Below are 23,867 nucleotides of genomic sequence, written 5' to 3' on the forward strand. Positions count from 1 at the left end.
ATAGCGCGTTCTCAGGCACACGACCCGTCATCGGTCGGCTGTTCCGGTCTTCGCGCGCACGCGGTCCGCGATCTGCTGGAGCCAGGCGCGGTAGGTGCCGCCGACCGGGCGGAGCTGGCAGCCCATCTCCTCAACGGTGATTCGGATCTCGTCGTCGTCGGCCACCGAGGCGAGAAGCCGAGCGACGTCGTCGGGCAGGAGGGGCGCCAGGTGATCGAAGTCGCGCAGGAACTGGTCGACGTTGTCGTCGATCGACCCGATCAGGTCATAGTCCTGATGGAGATAGGACCGCATGAGCTCGTGGAGCGCGGGATAGGTCATCGTCTGCTCACGGCTGCGGGTAGCAGGTGTGGATCCGGTAGCCGTCTGGCAGCGCCGGATCGCGGATGATGAAGGCACGGATTCCGCTCACCTCGCTCATTCTTCCCGCCCTGTCCAGAGTGTCACCCACGACGGACGGTAAGCGTGCCTCGATCGTGATGGTGCGGCGCTGACCCGCCAGCCACTCCGCGAGCTGGGATCGGTTGCGGGCGAGCAACTCCCGGATGGCCCGCTCGGCCCCCGCCGGCGTGCGGAAGGTCGACACGAGCTCCAGCGACGGGTTGTCCACCAGTCGCTGTTGGAGCTGGGATCGGGTCAGTCCGACGTGGCGCTCCCAGATGTGGCCCCCCGCGCCATCGTGCAATCGCAACAGGTCACCGACCCCGTCACGTCCGAACCGAAGACTGCCCCGTTCGGTCATCTCCATCCGCCGGGCGGCCGAGAGCCGCGAGAGGTACGCCCGCGTGTCCCGCACGCCGGCGACGACCGGCCGCAGCGAGGTGGCGGTGCTGCGGGTCAGGGCCGACAGCGAGGCGAGGATGCCCCCGGCCTCCTCGGAAGCGGCGGCGAGGCGGGCGGCGCCGGCGCTGCCGGCCACGCCGGCGGCGGCGCCACCGCTGAGGAAGGTCAGCGCACCCGAGACGGCGGCGCCGATGCCGAGCTCCCAGGCGAGCTCGTGCAGCAGGTCGAGCATCTCCGCCCGCTTGGCGTCCACCTGGTCGGCGTACGTCTCGCAGGCGGCGCCGACCGCGACGAGCTGGTCCGCGAGCGCCGCGGCCCGGGACCGCAGCTCCCCGGTCACGGCGATCGCGAGCGGGGTGTCGGGGGAGACCTCGTCGGAGAGGGCCGACGTCGCGGTCGAGCAGTGCGCCGCGAGCAGCCCGACCGAGGTCGCCGCCGCGCGCCAGGCCGACCCGGCCGCCCGCAGCCGCCCGGTGTCGGCGTCCGGCCAGAACACGCCCTCGAGCAGGTCGAGGACAATGTTCGCCCAGCCCGGGAGCGACGAGGAGTCCGCGCCGAGCACGGACGGGGGCGGGGCGGGCCGCACGCCGACCGCACGGTCGGCCACGGTCGGTGGCCCGCTGACGGTGTCGGCCCACGCCAGGTTGCGCAGCGACGCCTCGGTCAGGTGGCCGAGCGAGGCGAAGGCGAAGGTCAGCTCGCCGAGCGCCGCGAGCGACTCCGCCGCCGCCTCGTCGTACGACGCCGCGAAGTCCGCGGCGATCGAGTCGTCGCCGGCCATGCCGGCGCACCCGCCGAGCGTCGAGGACAGCGAACGGCAGGTGTCGGCGGCGAGCAGGTTGCCCGTCACGTACGCCGCGACCGCCGACTGGTAGCCCGTGCCCTCGACCGCGAGCCTCATGACACCTGCTGCCACATCCGCACGTTGGTGTCGGCCGCGGCGGAGTAGCTGCCGTGGGCCGTAGCGCCGGCGGCGCGCATCGCGGCGAGTCCGTCGCGCATCTCCCGGAAGCCGGCCTCCCACTCCGTCTGGGCGTCGGCCTGCGCGCCGGCTGCCAGCCCGCTCCACGCGCCGTGCAGGGCGGCCACCCGGGCGGTGATCTCGTCCAGGAGGTCGTCGAGCGCGGCCCCGGTGCGGCCCAGCTCGTCCACGGTCGTCTGCAGCTCGGCCAGGTCCACGGCGTACATCAGCCCAGCCTCCTGGCCAGCCGGGCGAGGTCGCCGCCCGCGAGCCCGTCGGTCGTCGCGAGGTCGGCGTCGGCCGCCTCGAGCAGCGCCGCCATCGCCGTCAGGCCGTCGAGCACGCGGGCGGCGCCGGAGCACCACTCGTCCCACCCGGAGGCGTACGACGTCGCGACCGTGCCGGTCCAGGTCCCGAGCAGCCCGTCGACGGAGCGGGCGGCGCGGTCCCGGTCGGACCTGAGCCGGTCGGCGGCCGCCCGCAGGTCGGCGACGGTGGACCGGAAGGCGGTGTGGTCGGCAGTGAGCGTCCCCATGACGCGACGATGCCCCGCGCCGGACTCGGCCGACACGGGGCAGTCGCGATCTGTGGATAACTCCTACGGCAGCGGGTCGACCTCGTCGTACCCGCGCACGCCCGCCGCGAGCAGCGACAGGTGGTGGTTGCCGTCGCCCAGCAGGTGGTCGAGCGCGGTGAGCCGGCTGGTGTAGCTGCCGATGGAGTATTCCGCGGTCATGCCGATGCCGCCGTGCAGCTGGATCGCCTCCTGGCCGATGTGGCGGCCGGCGCGGCTGACTTGGAGCGCGGCGCGCGACGCCGCGACCGAGGCCTCCTCCCCGGACTCGGTGTCGAGCACCATCGTCGCCCAGAGCGCCAGGCTGCGGGCCAGCTCGAGGGAGACGTACATGTCCGCGGCCCGGAAGGTCAGCGCCTGGAACGTGTTCAGGGTGACGCCGAACTGCTTGCGGCTCTTGAGGTACGCCGAGGTCGTCTCCAGCGCCACCTCCATCAGCCCGATGGCCTCGTTGGCGGCGGTGATCCGGCCGATGTCGAGCACCCGCGCGATGATGCCCGTGGCGTCGCCGCCGGCGCCGAGCGGCACGGCCGCGGTGCCGTCGAAGGTCACCCGCGCGGCGCGGCCGCCGTCGTGCGTCGCGTAGCCCTCACGGGCCGCGTCGGAGCCCTGGACCACGAACAGCCCGGTGCCGCCGTCCGGCAGCGCCGCGCTCACGATCAGCACGTCGGCACGGGCGCCCTGGACGACCGGCTCCTTGACGCCGTCCAGTGTCCAGCTGTCGCCGGAGGAGCTCGCCCGGACGACCGACGCGGACGGCGACCAGCGCGAGCCCGGCTCGGCGTGCGCGAACGCCAGCACCGACTCGCCCGACGACAGCGCGCCGAGCAGCTCGGTCTTCTGCTCCTCCGAGCCGGCCGCGGCGACCAGTCCGCCGGCCAGCACCACTGCGGTCAGGAACGGCTCGGGCGCGAGGACCCGGCCGAGCTCCTGGGCGACGATGCCGACCTCGATCCCGCCGGCGCCCATCCCGCCGTACTGCTCGTCGAACGGCAGCCCGAGCACGCCCATCTCGGCGAGCTGCTGCCAGACCTTCTCGCTGAAGCCCGGGTCGTCGGCCACGGTGCGGCGGCGGTTCTCGAAGTCGGCGTACGCCTTGCCGACCAGGCCGCGGACGGCGTCGCGCAGCGCCTGCTGCTCCTCGTCGTACGTGAAGTCCATGTCGTCCCCTCAGAGTCCCAGGATCGTGCGGGCGATGATCTGGCGCTGCACCTCGTTGGAGCCGCCGTAGATCGAGGCCTTGCGGAAGTTCAGGTAGACCGGCGTCGAGCGCCGGGTCCACCACGGCAGGTCGGTCTGGTCGTCGGCGGCGCCACTGGCCAGCGAGGCCGGGCCGGCCAGGTCGACGACCAGCTCGGTGACCGCCTGCTGGAGCTCGGTGCCCTTGAGCTTGAGCACCGAGGACGCCGGGTGCGGCTTGCCGTCCGCCGAGTGCGCGACGACGCGCAGCGCGGTCAGCTCGAGGGCGAGCAGCTCGTTCTCGAGCTCGACGATGCGGGCCGCGAGCAGCGGGTCCTCCTCGAGCAGCGGGCCGGCCCACTCCTTGGCCTGGGCGAGCACCCGCTTGGTGGCGCCCACGGGCGCGACGCCGACGCGCTCGTTGCCGAGCAGGAACTTCGCGTAGTCCCAGGCGCGGTTCTCCTCGCCGACGAGGTTCTCGACCGGCACCCGGACGTCGGTGAACCAGACCTCGTTGACCTCGTGGCCGCCGTCGATGAGCTCGATCGGGCGCACCTCGACGCCGGGCGACGTCATGTCGATGAGCAGCATCGAGATGCCGGCCTGCTTCTTGGCCTCGGGGTCGGTGCGCACGAGGTTGAAGATCCAATCGCCGTACTGCCCCAGGGTCGTCCACGTCTTCTGCCCGTTGACGACGTACTCGTCGCCGTCGCGGACCGCCCGGCACTTCAGCGACGCGAGGTCGGAGCCGGCGTCCGGCTCGGAGAAACCCTGCGACCACCAGATGTCGAGGTTCGCGGTCGGCGGCAGGAACTTCTCCTTCATCTCCTGCGAGCCGAACTGCGCGATCACCGGGCCGATCATCGAGGCGTTGAACGCCAGCGGCACCGGCACATACGCGCGCTGCATCTCCTCGTGCCAGATGTGGCGGCGCAGCGGCGACCAGTCCTGCCCGCCCCACTCCACCGGCCAGTTCGGCACGGCGAGGCCGGCCTCGTTCATGATCCGCATGCTCTCGACGATCTGCTCGCGGGTGAGCTCTCGCCGGTCGCGCACGGCGTCCCGGATCTCCTGGGGGATCTTCGTGGTGAAGAACTCCCGCATCTCGTCGCGGAACTCCGCGTCCTCCGCCGACAGCGCCAGCTGCATGGATGGCCTCCTGGGTCTCCCCGGATCGGGTACTGGGGTCACGTTACCGGCCGGTATCGAGGCTTGGGCCGGTGCCCATACTGGAAGGGATGCGGACCCTGGACATCGACTGGCTCAAGACGATCTCCGGCGCCCTGGCGGCCGTCGCCTCCGCCGTCCTCCTCTCGACGCTCGGTGCCGCCGGCACGCTCATCGGCGCGGCCGTCGGGAGCGTGGTCTTCACGGTGGCGAGTGCGGTGTTCACCCAGGGGCTGGTGACCAGCCGGCAGACCCTGGCCAAGGCCCAGGCGAGCGCGCTGGAGAAGGTCGGCATCGCCCACGCCGAGGTACGCCGGGCCGAGCGCGTCGACGACACCGCGGCCCGGCAGAGCCACCTCGCGCACGCCGAGGGCCGCCTCGCGCAGGCGAACCGCGAGCTGGACCACGCCGTGGCCGGCGAGCGGCGCGCGCGGCTGCCGTGGCGGCGGATCGGGCTGGCGAGTGCGGCGCTGTTCGTCGTCGCGGTCGTGGGGCTGACGGCGTTCGAGGCGCTCGCCGGCCGCCCGGTCTCGTCGCTGACCGGAGGCTCCGACGGCGGCGGCACCACGATCGGCGACCTCGGCGGATCGGGTGGCGGTGGCGGCGGGCAGCCGGACCGCGGGCCGACCCGGGCGCCCGACGAGACGTCCGGGCCGAGCGAGACGCCGCAGCCGTCCGAGTCGCCCCTCGACACGCCCCCGACGCCGGCGCCCACGCCGACGCCCGAGCCCAGCGAGACGCCGAGCCCGGCGGTGCCCACGACTCCGGAACCCACCCCGAGCGCCTCCCCGTGATCGGCCCCCGCGCTCCGTACAGTGCTGTGGTGCGACGCTTCCTCCCTTCCCCAGCCCTCGTCGTGGCCGCGCTCGCCCTGGTCCTCTGCCTCGGCGGAGTCAGCTACGCCGCCGCGAAGATCACGACCCAGGACCTCGCCCGCGACGCGGTGGTCAGCACCAAGATCAAGAACGGCACGGTGCAGCCCGCCGACCTCGGTCCGGCCGTCGCGAAGACCATGCAGGTGCGCGCCTACACGAGCGTGGTGATCAGCCCCACGATGACGATCGACACCACCCGCACCAAGGGCTTCGCCTCGGTGACGCGCCCCAAGACCGGCGTGTACTGCCTGACGCTCAGCGACGGCATCGACGCCTCGCGGACCGCGCCGGTGGTCACCGTCGACTGGGACAACTCCTCGGGCAACAACCTCTCGGCGTTCCTCTCCAAGTCCGCCCACGACTGCCCGGCCGGCACCGACCTCGCCGTGCGCACGTACTCGTTCAAGGCGGGCAAGGCCAACGCCCTGACGAACATCGTCGCGTTCACGGTGCTCGTCCCCTGAGGCGGCTGGTCGACACCCGTGCGCCGAGGCGTCCCGACGCCGCGGTGCTGGTGCTGCACGGCGGCGCCAGCCGGCCGGACCGCAGCGAGGTGAGCCCGGCGCAGCTCTCCGTGCTGCGCATGGTGCCGATCGCCCGCCGGGTCGCCCGCGCGGGCCGCGGCCGGCTCGCGGTGCACCGGCTGCTCAACTCCACCCGCGGCTGGGGACAGGCGACCACGCCGGTCGACGACGTCCGCTGGGCGCTGGGCCGGATCCGGGAGCGGTACGGCGACCTGCCGGTCGGCCTGGTCGGGCACTCGCTCGGCGGGCGCGCCGCCCTGCTCGCCGGGAGCGCGGACGGGGTGCGCTGCGTGGTCGCGCTGAACCCGTGGGTGTACCCGGACGACGACGCCGACCTCGGCGGCCGTCCGGTGCTGGTCGTGCACGGCACCGCCGACCGGGTCGCGCCGATCGACCGGGCGCGGACCGTGGCGGCCAGGCTGGCGCGGCGTACCGACGTGGAGCTGCGGGAGGTGCCCGGCGGCAACCACGCGATGATCCCGCGGGCGCGGGAGTTCGAGGCGCCGGCGACGGCGTTCGTGGTCGAGCACCTCCTGGGCTAACGTGCAGGCATGCCGTCCCCCTTGGTGGTGATGGGCGTCTCGGGCTCGGGCAAGTCGACCGTCGGCGCCGCGCTGGCGCAGCGGCTGCGGGTGCCGTACGCCGATGCCGACGACCTCCACCCGCCCGCGAACATCGCCAAGATGAGCGCCGGGCACGCGCTCGACGACGACGACCGGTACCCCTGGCTCGAGGCGGTCGGCGGCTGGCTGGCCGACCACCCGGACGGCGGGGTGATGAGCTGCTCGGCGCTGAAGCGGACGTACCGCGACCAGCTGCGCCGCCACGCGCCGGACGTGCGGTTCCTGCTGCTGGAGGGGTCGATGGAGGTGATCGCGCGCCGCCAGGCCAGCCGGCCCGGGCACTTCATGCCGGCGTCGCTGCTGCAGTCGCAGTTCGCGACCCTCGAGGCGCTCGAGCCGGACGAGGACGGCGTGGTGGTCGACGTCGACCAGAGTGTCGACGCGATCGTCCAGGGGTACCTGGACGCGAGCAACCTCGAGGAGGACTGATGGAGGTCGTCGAGCCGGTCGCCGCCGGCTGGCAGCTGATCACCGCGGCGCTGGTCGCGATCGCGCTGCTGGTCCTGCTGATCACGATCCTCAAGCTGCACCCGTTCCTGGCGCTGATCCTGGGCGGCCTGACCGTCGGCGTCCTCGCCGGGGAGAACGTCAACGACGTGCTGGCGTCGTTCACGACCGGCTTCGGCGCGACGGCCGCCGGCGTGGGTGCGCTGATCGCGCTCGGCGCGATGTTCGCCAAGCTGCTCGCCGACTCCGGCGGCGCGGACCAGATCGTCGACACGATCGTCGGCCGCGCGTCGGGACGGATGCTGCCCTGGGCGATGGCCCTGGTGGGCGCGCTCATCGGCCTGCCGATGTTCTTCGAGATCGGCCTGGTGTTGCTGATGCCGGTCATCTACCTGGTCGCCCGGCGCGCGCGGGTCTCGCTGATCACCGTGGGCATCCCGGCGCTGGCCGGGCTGTCGGCGATGCACGGCTTCGTGCCGCCGCACCCCGGACCGGTCACGGCGATCGACTACCTGGGCGCGGACCTCGGGGTGACGCTCGGGCTCGGCATCCTGGTCGCGGTCCCGACGATCATCGTGGCCGGCCCGCTGTTCGGCGCGCTCGCCGGCCGCTGGGTCGTCGTGGAGCCGCCCCACACCTGGGAGGGCGACGAGCGGGACGGCGCGCGGCGCCCGTCGTTCCACGTCACCCTCGCCACCGTGCTGCTGCCGGTGGTGCTGATGCTCGGCAAGGCGGTCCTCGACATCGTCATCGACGACCCGGAGAACACCGTCCAGCAGGTCGGCGACGTGATCGGCAACCCGTTCGTCGCGCTGCTGATCGCGGTCCTGGTCGCGATGTTCACCTTCGGCGTGGGCACCGGCATGGACCGCTCGGCGATCTCGCGGACGGTCGCCGACTCGCTGCCCCCGATCGCCGGCATCCTGCTGATCGTCGCGGCCGGTGGCGGCTTCAAGCAGGTGCTCGTCGACACCGGCATCGGCACCCTGCTCGCCGATTGGGCCAAGGGCGCGAACGTCTCGGTGCTGCTGCTCGCGTGGGTGCTCGCCGTGCTGATCCGGCTCGCGACCGGCTCGGCGACGGTCGCGACCATCACCGCGTCGTCGCTGATGATCGGCCTGGTCGAGGGCATGTCGACCGGCGAGACGTCGCTGGTCGTGCTCGCGGTCGGCGCCGGCTCGGTGTTCTTCTCGCACGTGAACGACGCGGGCTTCTGGCTGGTCAAGGAGTACTTCGGGATGAGCGTCGGCCAGACCGTGAAGACCTGGTCGCTCATGGAGAGCGTGCTGTCGGTGACCGGCCTGGTCGTCGTGCTGATCCTCGGGATCTTCGTCTAGCGCGGGTCGACCGCGCCGGGTAGCTCGTAGAGGTAGCGGCTGGTCGGCACCAGGTCGAGGTCGCGGTCGGCGCCGATCCGGGCGACGCTGGCCATCAGCTCGCCGAGCCGGCGGTGCAGCTCGGCGTCGTCGCCGCCGCTGCCGTAGAACGCGTGCATGTCGGCGATCCCGGCGCTCGGGAACAGCTCCTCCACCAGGGCGTCGATCCGCGGCGCGTCGTCGGTGACGGCGCCGTGACGACGTTCTGGACGTAGCCGAACGTCGCCTGGGTCCGGATCGCGACCGGCGTGTGCTCGACCATCCAGCGGCGGATCCACTCCTCGCGCTCCAGGTCGGCGGGCCGGCGCAGGATCGCGACGTTCGCCAGCGCGTCGGCTCTCGTGCCGTCCCAGGACTCCGGCGGGTCCAGCCGGCGCCGCTCGTCGACGGCGTACCCGTGCACCTCGCTCGCCACCTCCCGGAGCGCCCGGCGCACCGCGGCCGGGTCGGCGTCCCAGGTGCAGACGATCGCGCGCACCGGCTCGTCGAACTCCCCGAACCGCATCGCAACCGCCACCGGCTCGTCGTCGACGTTGAGCTGCAGGCGCCGGACGCCGGCGTCGGCGAGCGCGGCGTGGAGGCCCGCGTCGTGGAGCGCCCCCGCCTCGACGCCCCACAACAGGAACATGTTCTTGGGCACGGGGTGACGGTAGCGGGCGGGACGCCGGATCAGGCCGTACGGCGCGGCGCCAGCTCGTCCGCGGGGAGGGGGACCGTGCCCGTGTCCGTCGCGAGGTGCAGCGTCTCCAGGCGCACGCCGGCCGAGCGCCCGGTCTCGACGAGCAGCCGTGCCCAGGCGCGGTCGGTCTCGTCGACGACGGGATGGCCGGGCCGGGACAGGAGGAACGCGAAGGTGCCACCGGGGTCGTCGGTGTCGAGCGCGGCCAGGACTTCGGCCATCCCGTGCGCCTGCGCCGCCGTGGGCAGGTCGTCGCATTCGGTGATCTCGGTGATCACGGGCAGCGGGCGACGTCCGGCGTCGATCCGGAGCATCCAGACGCTGCGGCGTCCGAAGCCCCAGGGGCCCATGAGGCGGTCCCACACGGCCTCGAGGTCGGCCTGGGTCCGAACGGTGGGTCGATACGGTTCGTCCATGGACCGACGGTGGCACGATTCGCGCCGCCGTGGCGGGGCCCATCCACAGGCTCACAGCACCGAGCGGTAGACCTCCACCGTCCGCTCGGCGATGGCGTCCCAGGAGAACGACTCGATGGCGCGGGCCCGACCCGCCCGGCCCATCTCCGCCGCCCGCGCGGGGTCGGAGACGACCGACGTGAGCGCCTCCGCGAAGTCGGCGACGTACTGGTCGGGGTCGAGCGGCGTGCCGGTCCCGTCGGTGGCCTGCGCGATCGGGACGAGCACGCCGGTCGATCCGTCCACGACGACCTCCGGGATGCCGCCGGTGGCCGTGGCGACCACGGCGGTCTCGCAGGCCATCGCCTCGAGGTTCACGATGCCCAGCGGCTCGTAGATCGACGGGCAGGCGAACGCCGTCGCGTTGGTCAGCAGCGCGACCACGTCCCGCCGCGGCAGCATCTCCGGGATCCACACGACCCCGGACCGCGACGCGCGGAGCGAGGCCACCAGGCCCTCGACCTCGGCCATGATCTCGGGGGTGTCCGGCGCGCCGGCGCAGAGCACGATCTGCACGTCCTCCGGGAGCGCGGCGCAGGCGCGCAGGAACAGCGGCAGCCCCTTCTGCCGGGTGATCCGGCCGACGAACACCACCGACGGCCGGTCCGGGTCGACCCCGAGCTCCCGCACCCGGTCCGGGTCGACGACCGGCGCCCAGTCCGTCGTGTCGATGCCGTTGTGCACCACGTGGACCCGGGCCGGGTCGACCGCCGGGTACGACGCGAGCACGTCGTCGCGCATCGCCGCCGAGACCGCGATCACCGCGGCGGCGGCCTCGTACGCCGTCCGCTCGACCCACGACGAGACCGCGTAGCCACCGCCGAGCTGCTCGGCCTTCCACGGCCGCAGCGGCTCGAGCGAGTGCGCGCTCACGACGTGCGGCACGTCGTACAGCAGCGAGGCGAGGTGCCCGGCGAAGTTCGCGTACCAGGTGTGCGAGTGCACGAGGTCGGCCCCGGCGCAGTCCGACGCGATCGCCAGGTCGACCCCGAGCGTCCGCAGCGCGGCGTTCGCGCCGGACAGCTCGGCGAGGTCGGCGTACGACGCGGTCAGCGGCTCGTCCCGGATCGCCCCGAAGGCGCGCACGTGCGCCTCGACGTCGGAGCGCGCGCGCAGCGCCCGGACCAGCTCGGCGACGTGCACGCCGGCGCCGCCGTACACCTCGGGTGGGTACTCGCGGGACAGCACGTCTACTCGCACGGTGTCGAACCTACCGGTGGTCGAGCCCCGTCGAGACCCCCTAGGTTGGAGCCATGCAGCACAGCTCCCGCAAGAAGGTCCTCGCGATCGTCCTCGCGGGAGGCGAGGGCAAGCGACTGATACCCCTGACCGCCGACCGCGCGAAGCCGGCCGTGCCGTTCGCCGGCATCTACCGGCTGATCGACTTCGCCCTGTCGAACGTCGTCAACAGCGGCTACCTCAAGGTCGTCGTGCTGACGCAGTACAAGTCGCACAGCCTCGACCTGCACGTCACCCAGACGTGGCGGATGTCGACGATGCTCGGCAACTACGTGACTCCGGTGCCGGCGCAGCAGCGCCTGGGCAAGCACTGGTACCTGGGCAGCGCCGACGCGATCTACCAGTCGCTGAACCTGATCCGCGACGAGAAGCCGGACATCGTCGTGGTGGTCGGCGCCGACCACGTCTACCGGATGGACTTCTCGCAGATGGTGGACGCGCACGTCGCGAGCGGCGCCGCCTGCACGGTCGCCGCGATCCGGCAGCCGATCGAGCTCGCCGACCAGTTCGGCGTCATCGACGTGCACCCCGACGACCCGACGAAGATCCGCGAGTTCCTCGAGAAGCCGACCGACCCGGTGGGCCTGCCGGACAGCCCCGGCGAGGTGCTGGCGTCGATGGGCAACTACGTGTTCGACGCCGACGCGCTGGTCGAGGCGGTGACCCGCGACGCCACCGAGATCGGCTCGAAGCACGACATGGGCGGCGACATCGTGCCGTCGTTCGTGCGCCGCCAGCAGGCCGGCGTCTACGACTTCAAGGACAACGACGTCGCCGGCTCGACGACGCGCGACCGGGACTACTGGCGCGACGTCGGGACGCTCGGCTCCTACTTCGCCGCGCACATGGACGTCGTCTCGCCGCTGCCGATCTTCAACCTCTACAACTTCGACTGGCCGATCTACACCTCCTACGGTCCGCAGCCACCGGCGAAGCTGGTCCAGGGCGCGGACGGCGAGCGGGCGCGGGCCGACGAGGCGGTGCTCTCGCCCGGTGTCGTCGTGACCGGCGGCAAGGTCAAGCGCTCGGTGCTGTCGCCCGCCGTGCGGGTCGACGCCGGCGCGGAGGTGATCGGGGCGGTCCTCATGAACGGCGTCCACGTCGGCGCCGGCGCGACCGTGCACAACGCGATCGTCGACAAGAACGTCGTGATCCCGCCCGGCGCCCACCTGGGCATCGACCCGGAGGCCGACCGGGCCCGGGGCTTCCTGGTCGAGGACGGCCTGACCGTCCTCGGCAAGGACCAGCCGTTCCCGAGCTAGAGAACTCCTGCCGCCCGGGCGGCCTCGGCGTACGCCGCGGCCAGGGTCGCCACCGTCTCGTGGGCGTTCAGGCCGCTGGGGTTCGGGACCACCCACACCTCGGCACCCTCGAGCGGCTCGGGCTGCCGGCCGAGCACGGCCTTGCGCTGCCCGAACGCGACGCGGTACGCCGTGATGCCCGCGATCGCCAGCACCCTGGGCCGGGTGCGGCGCACGGTCTCCACGAGCTCCAGGCCGCCGGCCCGCAGCTCCTCGTCGGTCAGCTCACTGGCCCGGGCGGTCGCCCGGCGGACGATGTTGGTGATGCCGATGCCGCGCGAGCGCAGCAGGTCGCGGTCCGCGTCGGTCATCCCGTCGGACGCGTTCATCGGCTCGCTGAGGATCCCCGCAGCGTGGAGCGCGGGGTAGAAGCGGTTCGACGGCGAGGCGAAGTGCGTCTGCGTCGCGGCGGTCCACAGGCCGGGGTTGATCCCGACGAACAGCAGCCGGAGGTCCGGCCCGACGAGGTCGGGCACCTCCTTGTCGCGGTAGGACTCGAGCTCGGCGCGGGTGAAGCGGGGCACCCGCGCAGCCTGCCATGGCGGAACCCGGCGCCGGTCAGTACCGTCCCATCACCATGCGACGACTTCTCGGAACGCTCGCCCTGGTGCTGACCCTCGCCGGCTGCGGCGACGACGTCGGAGCCGGCCGGTCGCCGGCACCCGGGGCCACGCCGGACGTCGAGGTGACGCTCGTCCACGCGACCGCCGGACGGGGACAGCCGGAGCAGCGGGCGACCGACGTGACCGAGAAGGCCGCCCTGGCGGCGTACGTCGCGCAGTTCAGCGACGTGCTCGCGGCGAAGGTGACCAAGGCGGCCCGGGCGACCAACGCCAACCCGGTCCTCGCCCAGGTCGTCGCGGTCGGGTGCGACGTCCCGCCGGGCGCCCGCCTCGAGGACGACCACTTCGTGCCGGCGGACGTGGCCGCGCCGAGGCAGGAGTGCTTCGCGCCGGTGACGACGGTGGCGGTGGGCGGCGTGGTGCCGATGCAGTGAGGGCGGCTACGGCTTGTGGTACTCGATCGCCACGGCGTTGGCGACCCAGCGCTGGAAGCCGTCCGACGGCGTGTTGAGCACCGCCGTCCTGCCCTTGCGGTTGCGGCCGACCATCGTCGAGGAGCCGCCGCCGTCCAGGTTGATCGCCTCGTCGGCGCCGAGGTCGATCATCAGGTTCGCGAGCTCGACCATCGTGTAGCCGCGGCTGCGCGAGCTGCGGCCGTCGACGACGAGGATCAGCACCTCCCCGGTGTCGGCGTCCACGCCGATGGCGGTGCGCGGGTGCAGCTCCCGGTCGTCGACGGCGCGGATGATGCCGTCGTGCACGAGGAAGCGGTTGCCGCTGATCGCCATCTGGGGACGGCCCCGCAGCGACCACTGCACCTTGACCCGGGTACCCGTCGGGAACTGCTTGCGCAGTAGGGCCGCGTTGTCGCCGCGCCCGACCAGCATCATCCCGGGGATCACCGCGTCGTTCGCGAGCCTGGCCCGGTTGCTCACTACCCGGCCGTCGCGGACCATCACCTGCCGGACCCGCTCGGTCTGGCCCTGGGTGACGGCGTAGCCCGCCGTGCGGCCGAACCGCGGCGTGTAGATGCCCAGGCCGCCCGGTGTGACGAACGACGAGTTGAGGTTCGTGACGTGCACCTGCGGGTGGTACAGCACCTTCGCGGTCATCGGCAGGTCGTCGATGCCCGCGCGGCCGTTGCGGTTGATGAAGAACGCGTTGTTCCAGCCGTCCTGGCGGGCGTGCAGCAGCCCTCGCTGCCGGTCCTTGCCGAGCCCGAGCGGCGCGCCGGTGTGGCCGATGTCGTAGAAGTCGCCGTTCACGCCGGCCACCGCGCCGTCCGTGGCGAGGATGTCCCTGACCGGCGCGACCCGGCGGACCGCCCCCATGCTCGCGTAGTCGATCTTCAGCCCCGGGGTGCTCGGGTCGACCGTCAGCAGGTGCGCGACGATCGGCCCGCGTGCGTCGGTCTGCGACCAGCGCGTGTACTGCACCCCCGGGGCCACCCGCCAGCTCACCCGGTCGGTCGTCGTCGTGCGGAACGACGCCGACGTGCGCGGCGCCGCGATCACGCCCGGCTCGCCGCCCGAGGTGTGCTTCGGGTGCAGCTTGCGGGGTCCGTCCGGGGAGCGGTCGGGTCCGGGGTCCGAGGGGTTCCCGGCGAGGGCGGGCGCTCCTGCTGCGAGGGCGCACGCGACCAGGCCGGCCGAGAGGGTCAGGCGGATACGCACCTCTCCTAGGCTAGGTCGTTCACCTGCCGACGACGGGGAGGTGGACGGCCGTGTCCTCGAGGACGACGGCGCCCGGCGTCCGGCTGCCCATGCCGACGAACGTGTCGCTGACCGGCGACGCGAGCACGTACAGCGTCTGCCCGGCCGGCACGTCGATCGCCACCGACGGGAGGTCGATCCGGTGCTGCTCGCCGACCACGGGCCCGGTCACGTTGAGCGGGAGCACGTTGTTCTGCACCAGGTGCGCGTCGGCCGGCGAGGTGCCGACCGCGAGGCCGTAGAACGCCCGGTTGATCGCGCCGAGGGCGGTCAGCGAGCCGGTGAGGTACGGCGTGCCGGCGACCCGGATCGGGCCCTCGGCGACCGCGTACGCCAGCGGCGCGCCGCCGGTCTCGGTGGTCGCGACCGTGCCGGCGTCGAGCGTCGTGTTCGCGCGCACCGAGTCGACCGTGGTGCAGGTGCTGTCCGGCGTGGCCAGGTGGAACCTGCCGTAGCCCCGCAGGCCGGTGTCGCGGCCCTTCAGCTGCTCGTCGAGGAACCGGATGGTGAGGTCGGTGAACGTGCCGCCGGCGAGCTCCTTGCTGCACGGGTCGGAGTCGACGCTGACGCCGCTCGGGAGCACCGCCGGCAGGGTGTGGCCGCCGTTGTAGGCGACGAAGATGCTGTGCCGGCGCGCCTTGGCGGTGACCGCGGTGCGCCAGTTCTCCAGGCCCTGCTGGAGGGGGAACAGCGTGTCGGTGGTGCCCTGGCCGAACAGCACCGGGATGTCGAGCCGCCGGCCCTGGGACACCTGCCACTTCGGGCCGTTCTTGCGGAAGAACGAGGCCATGTCCTCGGTGCCCGGGACCGAGCCGTCCGGCCAGGTGCCGGTCGCGGCGCCCTCGGCCAGGGCCTTGTAGACGTTGGGCGGCAGCGCGTCGGACGGCGCCGCGGCGGCGCTGAGCGCGGACGCCCACTCGGTGCGGACGACGCCCTCCGGCGCGAGGCTGTCGCTGAGGTCGTTCCACGTGATCTCGGGGGCCAGCGCGTCGAGGACCGGCGTGCCCTTCGCGCGCAGCTCCTCGAACGCGGCGAGGAACTGGTAGCCGCCGCCGTAGCTGCCGCCGATCGCGGCCATCCGCGGGTCGCCCGGGCCGTCCTGCCGCACCCACGCGAGCCGGCTGACCAGCGCCACGAGCTTGCGCACGTCGTGGCCCTCGACGGCCGGGTTCTCGACGTAGGCGTGGCCGCCGCTCTCGCCGAAGCCGCGCTGGTCGAACGAGATCACGGCGTACCCGTGCTTCAGGAACTTCGTGAACGCCGAGGGGTCGGTCTCGCGCTGCCCGCCCCAGCCGTGGCTGTGCATCACCATCGGCACCGGGTGGTGCTTCGTGGCGCCGGTGGGCCGGAAGATCGTGTAGCAGATCTGGACGGGCTCGGTGGTGCCCGGGTCCGGGACGCTGGTCAGGCAGCCGTCCGTGGTCGTGGCGAGCGGGCGCGCCGCGTCGGCGGTGGATGACAGCGGCACGACCAGCGAGGCGGCGAGGAGCGCGGTGGCGATCAAGGTCTTCATGATGCCGTGTCAACGCTCGTCCCGAGCTGGAGGTTACTCATCCGTACGGGACGGGCCGGTTAGGGTCGGTCCGTGGCGTGGAACACCTTCGTCGAGGGCGACAACCTCGACGTGCTGCCCACGCTCCCCGGGATCCTGGGCGGCCCGGTCGACCTCGTCTACATCGACCCGCCGTACAACACCGGCAACGAGTTCGCCTACCGCGACGACTTCCGCGGGCACGGCGCGTGGGTGGACTTCATGCGGCCGCGGCTCGCGGCGGCGCGCGAGGTGCTGCGCGAGACCGGCGCGATCTTCGTCAGCATCGACGACCACGAGGTCGCGTACCTGCGGCTGCTGATGGACGAGGTGTTCGGCGAGGAGAACTTCCTCGCCCAGGTCGTGGTCAACCTCAACCCGAAGGGCCGGCAGCTGGGGAGGGGCTTCGCGACCAGCCACGAGTACCTGCTCGTCTACGCGCGCGACGCGCGCCGTACCGTCCTCGACGCGACGTCGCCGGACCACGTCGACGAGCGCGACTTCCCGCTGACCGCGCCCGACGGGCGCCGCTACCGGCACCTGCCGCTGCGCAACACCAACAAGAAGTTCAACCCGGTCACCGCGCGGACGCTGCACTTCCCGGTCTGGGGCGACCCCGAGAGCGGGCGGGTCAGCACGGTGCCGTTCGAGGGTGCGGTGGAGATCGGCCCGGTCTTCGGCGACGGCCGGCCGGCGGTATGGCGGTGGAGCCGGCCGCTGATCGACGAGCGCCCCGACGACCTGGTCTGCCGGCGGGTCAAGGGCCGCCTGGGGGAGCGGGTCGACGTGTTCCAGCGCGACTGGCTCCATCGCGACACCCCGGGAGGCCGCCGCAAGAAGCTGCGCACGATCTGGCTCGCCGAGGAGGTCGGCTCGACCGACACCGCCGTCCAGGAGCTCAAGGACCTGGTCGGCCACGTCTTCGAGTCGCCCAAACCCACGGGGCTGGTGCGGCGGATCCTGGGCACCATGCCGGACGACGCGGTGGTGGTCGACTTCTTCGCGGGCAGCGGGACGACGGGGCACGCGGTGGCGCTGCAGAACGCCGCCGACGGCGGCACCCGCCGCTGCGTCAGCGTGAACTCGGCGGAGCCGACGCGCCCCGGCTCGAACGCCCACGCCGCCGGGCTGCTCACGGTCGCGGACATCACCCGGGCCCGGCTGCGGGTGGTCGCCGAGAGGGTCGGTGGCGGACTGGACGAGGTCGGGGGCAGGATCGAGGCATGACCTCGTCCCGCGTCGCGCTCGTCACCGGAGGATCCAGCGGCATCGGCGCGGAGGCGGCCCGCCGGCTGCGCCAGGCCGGCTTCGAGGTGTACGCCGTCGCGCGCCGCGTCGACCGGCTGGCCGCGCTGGAGAAGGACGGCGTGCGCGTGTTCGCGATGGACGTCACCGACGAGGAGTCGATGACGTCGGGCATCGAGCGGATCCTCGGCGCGACCGGCCGGATCGACGTGCTGGTCAACAACGCCGGCTACGGCTCCTACGGCGCGGTCGAGGACGTGCCGATCGACGAGGCCCGCCGGCAGTTCGAGGTCAACCTGTTCGGCCTGGCCCGGCTCACCCAGCTCGTCACGCCGGTCATGCGGCACAACGGCGGCGGCCGGATCATCAACATCTCCTCGATCGGCGCCGTGATCTACGAGCCGTTCGGCGCCTGGTACCACGCCACGAAGTTCGCCGTGGAGGGCTTCAGCGACAGCCTGCGCGTCGAGCTCGCGCCGTTCGGGATCGACGTTGTGATCGTCCGGCCGGCCGGCATCGTGACCGAGTGGAACACGATCGCCCGCGACGGGCTGCGCGAGACCAGCCGCGGTGGCGCGTACGAGCAGATGGCCGACCGCGCCGTGCGCACGCTGGAGAGCGTCGACAACCGGCTGCTGTCCAGCGGGCCGAAGGCGGTCGCCAAGACGATCGTGAAGGCCGCGACCGCGTCCCACCCGCGCACCCGCTACGCCTCCGGCAAGGGCGCGCGGATCGTCCCCGCCGTACGCCGGCTGCTGCCGGACCGCGCGTTCGACGCGGTGCTGCGCCGCGCCTACCTGCACTAGTCGACTCCCGAACGTCCTCCGCCTTCCCCGCGTACCGGGTGGCGCAGGTCGGCCCCCGGTCGGCCTAGACCAGTTCGGCTCACTGTGACGTGCCTCATAACCGCGACGGCTTGCTCGTCGTTGCCGGTGTCGCGTCAAGTTTCGAACTTCAGAACGGGGATGACCATGTTGAAAGCCAGGTGCCGGGGCGCGTTGTTCGCGGGCCTGATCGCGGTTGTCGTGGCCGCGCCTGTTCCGGCCGTCGCTGACGACCAGAACACGCCAGTCGTTGCGCAAGGAGATGGGTTGAACAAGATCCAGGCTCCGGATGTGTATCAGGTACTTCGCGTCGAGGGAGAGACCGATGCAGACCTTCTGTCGAACACCATTCGGGTCAAGAAGATCGGCGTCAGCACTCCTCAGTCCGGCACGATCTACCAAGACGATGTCTCCGCGCTGAACGTGAGCACTTCCATGAGCGCTGCTGCTTCGGGATATCAGTGCGTCAAGGAGACGGATGCCAATTCAGGACTACTGGCCTACACGCCGGCAAAGGTAGACCTCTCGGACAGTGACTGGGAGATTCACTACCTCAACCATTTCTACTCGATGGACCACGCCCGGATCGTCGACGGCCAGTACACGACCCAGTTCGAGCAGTGTGCGATCGGTGGAAGCCGCAACAAGCACGTGTACCAGCGAATGGCGCACACCGAGAGCGAGGTTTCGATCGACAACTCCCAGAATCGACGAATCGGCTCCAAGTGGGGGACCCAGGTCGACAGTGGCTCCGTGAGTTCGGCGTTGAGCTTCGCCGCCGAGGTGGGCAAAGCCGCGAAGATCTCTGGCAGCCTTCCGGTGTCCACCGGTGGATCTGAGACCGGCAGCATTGGTGCTGGAAAGTGTGGCTCGATCGGCCCGCAGTCCGGCAACCAGGTCAACGGTGCGTGGCACTACACGTACCCCGGCTACGGAACAAACGACTTCAAGGGCAATGTGGCACATGCCCTGTACGAGTTCGCGCAGCCGAACAAGCGCAGGTTCTACTACTACTTCCAGGTCTGCTACCAGGCCCGGTACTAGGAGAGTCATGAGGTTCCGTCGCGGAGCGCTGATCCTCGGTGTCGCCGGACTGCTGCTGTCGGCCGGATGCTCGATCGCAGGCCAGGAGCCCAGTGGACCCGTCGATTCGGGATCAGGCTCCGTGGCGGGGTCTCACGGCGAGCCGTCTCGACCTCCGACCGCGAAGAGGGAATGGGTCCAGGTCCTTCGTCTGCTGGGAGCGCACCGGGTCTACGTGATGGCAGGCGATGACGTTCTTCATGCCGGTCTGGGTGTGATCGGTCCGGGGGGCCTGCGACCCGCGCCTCGGCGCGTGCAGCCCTTCGCGTTGTCGAACGTCGCCGGCAACGGTGACCGAGTCGTGATCGGTGGTGTCAGGGACGAGTCCGACCCGTACACGGACGGCGTGTACGAGGTGGCTGGCGGTCGCCTCGTGCAGGTGGCGACACCCGGCAGCGGTCTCTATGCGCCGAGTGTCGGTCCGGATGGTTCGCTCTCGGCCGTTCGACCGAAAGCAGGGGTCTTCCGGTTCGACGAGGGATCGGGCCGATGGCGCCACGTTCCGGCGTCGGGGACGCTCACGCTGCCCGGCGTCGCCTGGCGCGACGACGGGCAGGGCTTCTCGGTCGTCCGGGTCAACTCGCCGCGAAGCACACTGATCACGTTCGCACGGGACGGACGCCGGCAGGACGTGGCCTCGTTCCCCTGCATGAACCTGGTCCTGCTCGCCCCTGACGGAGAGGCACTCGCGACAACCCTTCCTGCGTCGGTGCGGAAGCGGTGCGGAGACGCCCACGTCCTCACGACCGACGGCACGATCGTCGCCGACGTGCCTTCTGGGTGGGAGCCGCTCGCGTGGGGCAAGGACTCGGAGCATCTGCTCCTCGCCCGGTCGAGAACGCTCGCCGTCCTGGACGTGGCGTCTGGAGAGGTCACCGAGCCGGTTCGCGTGAGCACCGAGCTCTGGATGGCGGCGCCGCTCTGGGGGTCACCGGCCTAGGCCCCGGAGGCCTTCTCCAGGGCGGCCACCTCGTCGTCGAGGTGCGTGAGCAGCCGCTGGAGCCTCGGCACGGTGCGGCGGCAGCCGATCACGCCGAAGCCGAGGCGGCCGTCGTACGAGATGCAGGTGATGTTGAGGGCCATCCCGTTGATCGGGATCGACAGCGGGTAGTGGCCGACCAGCTTGGCGCCGTTCCAGTACTGCGTGGTCCGGGGGCCGGGCACGTTGCTGATGATGGTGTTGTACGGCGGGCGCACGATGCCGGACATCCGGAGCATCGGCGCGATGATCGCCGGCGCCTGGCCCAGGGCGCTCATCGCCATGATCTGCGTCGGCGTCATGCCCGACAGCGCCTCCTTGCCGTCGGCCATCGACGCGTGCACGGCGCTGAGCCGGTCGGCGGGGTCGTGGAGGTCGGTGCCGAGCCGGCACATCACCGCGCCGATGGCGTTGCCGCCCTCGGTCGACGGCAGGTGGGACTCCTTGGCCTTGAGCCCGATCGGGACCATGGCGACGAGGGGCGCTTCCGGCAGCGCGTCGAGCTCGAGCAGGTAGCGGCGCAGGGCGCCGCCGCACATGGCGAGCACGACGTCGTTGATCGTGGTGCCGGTCGCCTTGCCGATCCGCTGGAGCCGCTCGATCTCCCAGTCCTGGGCGGCGAACCGGCGCGACCCGGTGATCTTCTGGTTGAAGATCGTGCGGGGCGCGTAGAGCGAGATCGACGACGTCTCGTTCTTCACCCCCTTGGTGATCGTCTTGACCAGCGCACCGGGCAGGCCCGCCGCCTCGGTGGCGATCCCGAGGGCCGAGCGCATCACCTGGGTCGGGATCTCGGCCAGGCTCGTCTCGTCGGACGTCGGTCGCGGCGCCCGGTCGCGGCGGGTCCGCGCGTCCCACGGCGGCGGCATCTCACGCTGGTCGGAGTCCGGGCTGAGCGTGCTCTGCACGAGCCGCATCGCCGAGATCCCGTCGACCAGCGCGTGGTGCACCTTGGTGTAGAGCGCGACGCGGCCGTCGCGGAGCCCCTCGATGATGTGCGCCTCCCACAGCGGGCGCTCCCAGGCGAGGCGGGTGCTGTGCAGCCGGCTGCTGAGGTCCAGCAGCTCGCGGATCCGGCCGGGCTGCGGGAGCGCGCTGTGCCGGATGTGGTGGTCGACGTCGAACTGCTCGTCCTCGACCCAGACCAGCTGCCCGGCGGTCGACAGCGACCGGTGCGGCCGCTTGAGGAACAGCGGCGCGATCTCCTCGACGTCCCGCATCGACTCGTACATCTCGCGCCCGTAGTTGCGCCCGGCGCCCTCGGGCTTCTCGAAGAGCTGGAGCCCGCCCACGTGCATCGGCATGCTGCGGTTCTCCGCCAGCAGGAACGCCGTTGCCGTCGGATCGATCGGTGAGACCACGCTGTTCCCCTGTCTGCTGCCCGTGGCGTCCGAGTGTGGCGGCTCGGGGCGGGCGCCACAACCTCTCAGTGGTGCTTGTGCTTCTTCGGCCCGTGCTTCTTGCCGTGCTTCTTGCCGTGCGGTGGATAGCCGTGCTTCTTGGGGGGCTTCGGGTGGTGGTGCGCCCGCGGTGGCGGCTTCGGGGCGTGGGTGCGCACCGTGATGGGCTTCGACTTCGCCGTGGGGGTCGGCGTCGGCGTGGGGTCCGCGCTGGCGGTGTGGCTCGCGGTGTGGCTCGCGGCGTGGGAGGGCCGGTGCGAGCCCGCCGCCGCCGCCGTCGGCGCGGTGGGGTTCCGCCCCTGGAGCGCGGCGAGCAGCAGCGCCACGACGAGGACCGCGGCGCCGCCGGCCACGATCGCGACCCGGCGCCGGGCCTGCGCGCTCACCACCTCGGGCGGTGGCGGGGGCGCGGCGGGCATCGGCGGCAGCACCACGGTGCGCGTCGCCGGCGCCGCGGCCGCCCGCTGCACGACCTCGGCCGCGGTCGGGCGGTCCTCCGGCGCCCGGGCGAGCATCGCGCGCACCAGGGTCCGCAGCCCCGTCGGCACGCCGCTCGGCAGCTCGGGCACGTCGTCGCGCAGGTGCGCGAGCGCGGTGGCGACCGGGGTCTCGCGCTGGAACGGTGACGTCCCCGACAGGCACTGGTGGGCGACCACGCCGAGGGCGTACACGTCGGAGGCCGGCGTGGCCCGGCCCCCCTCGACCTGCTCGGGGCTGAGGTACTCCGCCGTGCCGACCACGAAGCCGGTCTCGGTGAGCGGCTCGGCGGTGTCGGACCGGGCGACGCCGAAGTCGACGAGCACCGGGCGGCCCCCGTCGGTCACCAGGATGTTCGAGGGCTTCAGGTCGCGGTGCACCACGCCCGCGGCGTGGGCCACGGCCAGCGCCTCGCCGACGCCCTCGAGCAGCGCGGCGACCCGGTCGGGCGGGAGCGGCGCGCGGACCGGCGTACCGTCGACGAGCTGCATGACGATGTACGGCCGCGGGCCCTCCGGGCCGTCCTCCTCGCCGTAGTCGTAGACCCGCACGATCCCCGGGTGCTGCAGCCCGGCCGCGAACCGCGCCTCGGCCCGCAGCCGCGCCCGGTGCACCGCGTCGTCGCTCGCGCGCAGCAGCTTGAGAGCGACCGGCCGGTCCAGCAGCGTGTCCCGGGCCCGGTAGACCGTGCCCATGCCACCGGAGCCGACCCGCTCGCCCAGCTCGTAGCGCCCGTCGATCACGCGGCCCACGTACCCATCGAGGACGGACAGGAACCTTCCGGGCGGGTCGCGGTACCGCCCGGGCCCGGTGGGCGAGGAGGGTCGGGCCATGGTCCGCACCCTCCTCGCCGCCCTCCTGACCGCCGCCGGCCTCGTCGTCGTCCCCGCACCCGCCCACGCGGCGTCCTACTCCGCGCCCCTGAGCCGGGCCGTCGCCGACCTACCGGTCGCCGCCGAGTCCCGCAGCGGGTACTCGCGCGACCTCTTCCGCCACTGGGTCGACGCCGACGGCGACGGCTGCGACACCCGCGACGAGGTACTGCTCGCCGAGGCGGAGGAGGCGCCCGCGGTCGGTCCCGGCTGCTCCCTCTCCGGTGGACGCTGGTACTCCTACTACGACGGCGTCTCGCAGGACGACGCCGCCGACCTCGACATCGACCACCTGGTGCCGCTCGCCGAGGCGTGGGACTCGGGCGCCGGGTCGTGGTCGTCGGCGACGCGCGAGGCCTACGCCAACGACCTGGGCGACTACCGCACGCTGGTCGGGGTCACCGCGGCGCTGAACCGGTCGAAGGGGGACCAGGACGTCGCCGAGTGGCTGCCGCCCCAGCAGCAGTGCCGTTACCTGCGCGAGTGGGTCGCGGTGAAGCACCGCTGGCGGCTCAGCGTCGACAGCGCGGAGAAGAGCGCGATGACGTCCCTCGCGTCGGGCTGCGCCGACACGACGATCACCGTCACGCTGGCCCGCTGACCGTCCACAGGCCGCGTCCGAACCGCGCTGTCCCCAGGCTGCTCCCGGGCGCCGCCCGGAGGTCTGTGCCGGCTCCTAGCGTCGCCGGCATGAAGTGGATCGCATGTCTCGCCCTCGTCCTCGGGATCTGTGTCGGAGGTGCCGCGGTCGCCGCGGTCGACCCGCCTCCGGGCGACACGATCGTCGACGTGACCGGCGACCCGGCCAACGGGTTCGGGATCCGGCACTACGACGGCACCGAGGAGTTCCCGCCCACCCACTCCGAGGCGCGCGCCGAGTGCTCGGAGTACCACGCTCGCGTGCGCAGGGCGCGGTGCCTGACCGAGGTGCGCACCTGGTACCGCGACCTCGGCGACCTGAAGCAGGCGCTGGACTGGGCGCACGCGCAGTGACCGAG

The 23,867-nt window shown here is 72.4% G+C and carries 28 protein-coding genes; 13 read left to right on the top strand and 15 right to left on the bottom strand.

Features of this window, described 5'->3' with window-relative positions:
• Positions 1-27: 27 nt before the first annotated feature.
• From ABD086_RS09830 to ABD086_RS09855, 6 genes are all read right to left on the bottom strand, one after another.
• Positions 28-321 carry a contact-dependent growth inhibition system immunity protein gene (locus ABD086_RS09830; protein ID WP_343907322.1) on the bottom strand — a complete coding sequence of 98 codons (294 nt, stop codon included), beginning with the start codon at positions 319-321 and terminating at the stop codon, positions 28-30.
• 7 nt (positions 322-328) lie between these two features.
• Positions 329-1,684: an RNase A-like domain-containing protein gene (locus ABD086_RS09835; RefSeq protein WP_343907323.1), complete on the bottom strand. Its 1,356-nt coding sequence runs from the start codon at positions 1,682-1,684 to the stop codon at positions 329-331.
• The gene (locus tag ABD086_RS09840; RefSeq protein ID WP_343907325.1) at positions 1,681-1,971 is read right to left on the bottom strand and encodes a WXG100 family type VII secretion target; all 291 of its coding nucleotides are present in this window, start codon (positions 1,969-1,971) and stop codon (positions 1,681-1,683) included. The genes ABD086_RS09835 and ABD086_RS09840 overlap by 4 nt, the downstream gene beginning before the upstream one ends.
• A complete protein-coding gene (locus ABD086_RS09845; protein ID WP_343907327.1) occupies positions 1,971-2,279 on the bottom strand; it encodes a WXG100 family type VII secretion target in 309 nt (102 codons plus the stop codon). Before ABD086_RS09845 ends, ABD086_RS09840 begins: the two co-directional genes overlap by 1 nt.
• Before the next feature lie 63 nt (positions 2,280-2,342).
• Positions 2,343-3,479 (bottom strand): acyl-CoA dehydrogenase family protein, encoded by a 1,137-nt coding sequence (locus ABD086_RS09850; RefSeq protein ID WP_343907328.1) that lies wholly within the window; start codon positions 3,477-3,479, stop codon positions 2,343-2,345.
• Between the two features lie 9 nt (positions 3,480-3,488).
• Positions 3,489-4,646 carry an acyl-CoA dehydrogenase family protein gene (locus tag ABD086_RS09855; protein WP_343907329.1) on the bottom strand — a complete coding sequence of 386 codons (1,158 nt, stop codon included), beginning with the start codon at positions 4,644-4,646 and terminating at the stop codon, positions 3,489-3,491.
• Positions 4,647-4,735: 89 nt separating this feature from the next.
• On the opposite strand from ABD086_RS09855, the gene ABD086_RS09860 reads away from it, so the two are divergent.
• From ABD086_RS09860 to ABD086_RS09880, 5 genes are read left to right on the top strand one after another with little or no spacing between them, the layout of a single operon-like run.
• Entirely contained in the window at positions 4,736-5,458 is a 723-nt protein-coding gene (locus tag ABD086_RS09860; protein WP_343907330.1) for a hypothetical protein, read from the top strand.
• Positions 5,459-5,487: 29 nt separating this feature from the next.
• Positions 5,488-6,003: a hypothetical protein gene (locus ABD086_RS09865; RefSeq protein WP_343907331.1), complete on the top strand. Its 516-nt coding sequence runs from the start codon at positions 5,488-5,490 to the stop codon at positions 6,001-6,003.
• A 44-nt stretch (positions 6,004-6,047) separates the two neighbouring features.
• Positions 6,048-6,605: an alpha/beta hydrolase gene (locus ABD086_RS09870; protein WP_343907332.1), complete on the top strand. Its 558-nt coding sequence runs from the start codon at positions 6,048-6,050 to the stop codon at positions 6,603-6,605.
• Positions 6,606-6,614: 9 nt separating this feature from the next.
• Positions 6,615-7,115 (top strand): gluconokinase, encoded by a 501-nt coding sequence (locus tag ABD086_RS09875; protein ID WP_343907333.1) that lies wholly within the window; start codon positions 6,615-6,617, stop codon positions 7,113-7,115.
• Positions 7,115-8,470, top strand: coding sequence for a GntP family permease (locus tag ABD086_RS09880; RefSeq protein ID WP_343907334.1), 1,356 nt, complete (start codon positions 7,115-7,117; stop codon positions 8,468-8,470). Before ABD086_RS09875 ends, ABD086_RS09880 begins: the two co-directional genes overlap by 1 nt.
• Here ABD086_RS09880 and ABD086_RS09885 read toward each other — a convergent pair.
• The 4 genes from ABD086_RS09885 to glgA are packed head-to-tail and all read right to left on the bottom strand — an operon-like array spanning position 8,467 to position 10,843.
• On the bottom strand, positions 8,467-8,628 hold the full coding sequence (locus tag ABD086_RS09885; RefSeq protein WP_343907335.1) for a hypothetical protein: 162 nt from the start codon (positions 8,626-8,628) through the stop codon (positions 8,467-8,469). The genes ABD086_RS09880 and ABD086_RS09885 overlap by 4 nt on opposite strands.
• Positions 8,565-9,149, bottom strand: a complete 585-nt coding sequence (locus ABD086_RS09890) for a hypothetical protein (RefSeq protein WP_343907336.1) — start codon at positions 9,147-9,149, stop codon at positions 8,565-8,567. Before ABD086_RS09890 ends, ABD086_RS09885 begins: the two co-directional genes overlap by 64 nt.
• A 29-nt stretch (positions 9,150-9,178) precedes the next feature.
• Positions 9,179-9,604 (bottom strand): hypothetical protein, encoded by a 426-nt coding sequence (locus ABD086_RS09895; RefSeq protein ID WP_343907337.1) that lies wholly within the window; start codon positions 9,602-9,604, stop codon positions 9,179-9,181.
• Positions 9,605-9,655: 51 nt separating this feature from the next.
• Complete coding sequence (glgA, locus tag ABD086_RS09900) at positions 9,656-10,843, bottom strand: glycogen synthase (protein ID WP_343907338.1); 1,188 nt, start codon at positions 10,841-10,843, stop codon at positions 9,656-9,658.
• Positions 10,844-10,896: 53 nt separating this feature from the next.
• On the opposite strand from glgA, the gene glgC reads away from it, so the two are divergent.
• A complete protein-coding gene (gene glgC / locus ABD086_RS09905; RefSeq protein WP_343907339.1) occupies positions 10,897-12,144 on the top strand; it encodes a glucose-1-phosphate adenylyltransferase in 1,248 nt (415 codons plus the stop codon).
• On the opposite strand, the gene ABD086_RS09910 is transcribed toward glgC, so the two are convergent.
• Entirely contained in the window at positions 12,141-12,707 is a 567-nt protein-coding gene (locus ABD086_RS09910; protein ID WP_343907340.1) for a mismatch-specific DNA-glycosylase, read from the bottom strand. The genes glgC and ABD086_RS09910 overlap by 4 nt on opposite strands.
• A 53-nt stretch (positions 12,708-12,760) precedes the next feature.
• On the opposite strand from ABD086_RS09910, the gene ABD086_RS09915 reads away from it, so the two are divergent.
• Positions 12,761-13,180: a hypothetical protein gene (locus ABD086_RS09915; RefSeq protein ID WP_343907341.1), complete on the top strand. Its 420-nt coding sequence runs from the start codon at positions 12,761-12,763 to the stop codon at positions 13,178-13,180.
• Between the two features lie 6 nt (positions 13,181-13,186).
• Here ABD086_RS09915 and ABD086_RS09920 read toward each other — a convergent pair whose 3' ends face one another.
• Both ABD086_RS09920 and ABD086_RS09925 read right to left on the bottom strand, forming a co-directional pair.
• Positions 13,187-14,419 (bottom strand): phosphodiester glycosidase family protein, encoded by a 1,233-nt coding sequence (locus tag ABD086_RS09920; RefSeq protein ID WP_343907342.1) that lies wholly within the window; start codon positions 14,417-14,419, stop codon positions 13,187-13,189.
• Between the two features lie 19 nt (positions 14,420-14,438).
• Entirely contained in the window at positions 14,439-15,971 is a 1,533-nt protein-coding gene (locus ABD086_RS09925; protein ID WP_343907343.1) for an alpha/beta hydrolase family protein, read from the bottom strand.
• Positions 15,972-16,043: 72 nt separating this feature from the next.
• Between ABD086_RS09925 and ABD086_RS09930 the strand changes: the two genes are divergently transcribed.
• From ABD086_RS09930 to ABD086_RS09945, 4 genes are all read left to right on the top strand, one after another.
• Entirely contained in the window at positions 16,044-17,216 is a 1,173-nt protein-coding gene (locus ABD086_RS09930) for a site-specific DNA-methyltransferase (protein WP_343907344.1), read from the top strand.
• Positions 17,213-18,040, top strand: a complete 828-nt coding sequence (locus ABD086_RS09935) for an oxidoreductase (protein ID WP_343907345.1) — start codon at positions 17,213-17,215, stop codon at positions 18,038-18,040. The genes ABD086_RS09930 and ABD086_RS09935 overlap by 4 nt, the downstream gene beginning before the upstream one ends.
• Before the next feature lie 165 nt (positions 18,041-18,205).
• A complete protein-coding gene (locus tag ABD086_RS09940; RefSeq protein WP_343907346.1) occupies positions 18,206-19,102 on the top strand; it encodes a hypothetical protein in 897 nt (298 codons plus the stop codon).
• 292 nt (positions 19,103-19,394) lie between these two features.
• Positions 19,395-20,081, top strand: a complete 687-nt coding sequence (locus ABD086_RS09945; RefSeq protein ID WP_343907347.1) for a hypothetical protein — start codon at positions 19,395-19,397, stop codon at positions 20,079-20,081.
• On the opposite strand, the gene ABD086_RS09950 is transcribed toward ABD086_RS09945, so the two are convergent.
• Both ABD086_RS09950 and ABD086_RS09955 read right to left on the bottom strand, forming a co-directional pair.
• Positions 20,078-21,481, bottom strand: coding sequence for a WS/DGAT/MGAT family O-acyltransferase (locus ABD086_RS09950; protein WP_343907348.1), 1,404 nt, complete (start codon positions 21,479-21,481; stop codon positions 20,078-20,080). The genes ABD086_RS09945 and ABD086_RS09950 overlap by 4 nt on opposite strands.
• 65 nt (positions 21,482-21,546) lie before the next feature.
• Positions 21,547-22,830, bottom strand: coding sequence for a serine/threonine-protein kinase (locus ABD086_RS09955; protein ID WP_343907349.1), 1,284 nt, complete (start codon positions 22,828-22,830; stop codon positions 21,547-21,549).
• On the opposite strand from ABD086_RS09955, the gene ABD086_RS09960 reads away from it, so the two are divergent.
• Together ABD086_RS09960 and ABD086_RS09965 are read left to right on the top strand one after the other, a co-directional pair.
• The gene (locus ABD086_RS09960; RefSeq protein ID WP_343907350.1) at positions 22,829-23,470 is read left to right on the top strand and encodes an HNH endonuclease family protein; all 642 of its coding nucleotides are present in this window, start codon (positions 22,829-22,831) and stop codon (positions 23,468-23,470) included. The genes ABD086_RS09955 and ABD086_RS09960 overlap by 2 nt on opposite strands.
• An 89-nt stretch (positions 23,471-23,559) precedes the next feature.
• A complete protein-coding gene (locus ABD086_RS09965; RefSeq protein ID WP_343907351.1) occupies positions 23,560-23,862 on the top strand; it encodes a hypothetical protein in 303 nt (100 codons plus the stop codon).
• Positions 23,863-23,867 lie beyond the last annotated feature (5 nt).

The organism is Nocardioides aquiterrae, assembly GCF_039526625.1.
Taxonomy (GTDB): domain Bacteria; phylum Actinomycetota; class Actinomycetes; order Propionibacteriales; family Nocardioidaceae; genus Nocardioides; species Nocardioides aquiterrae.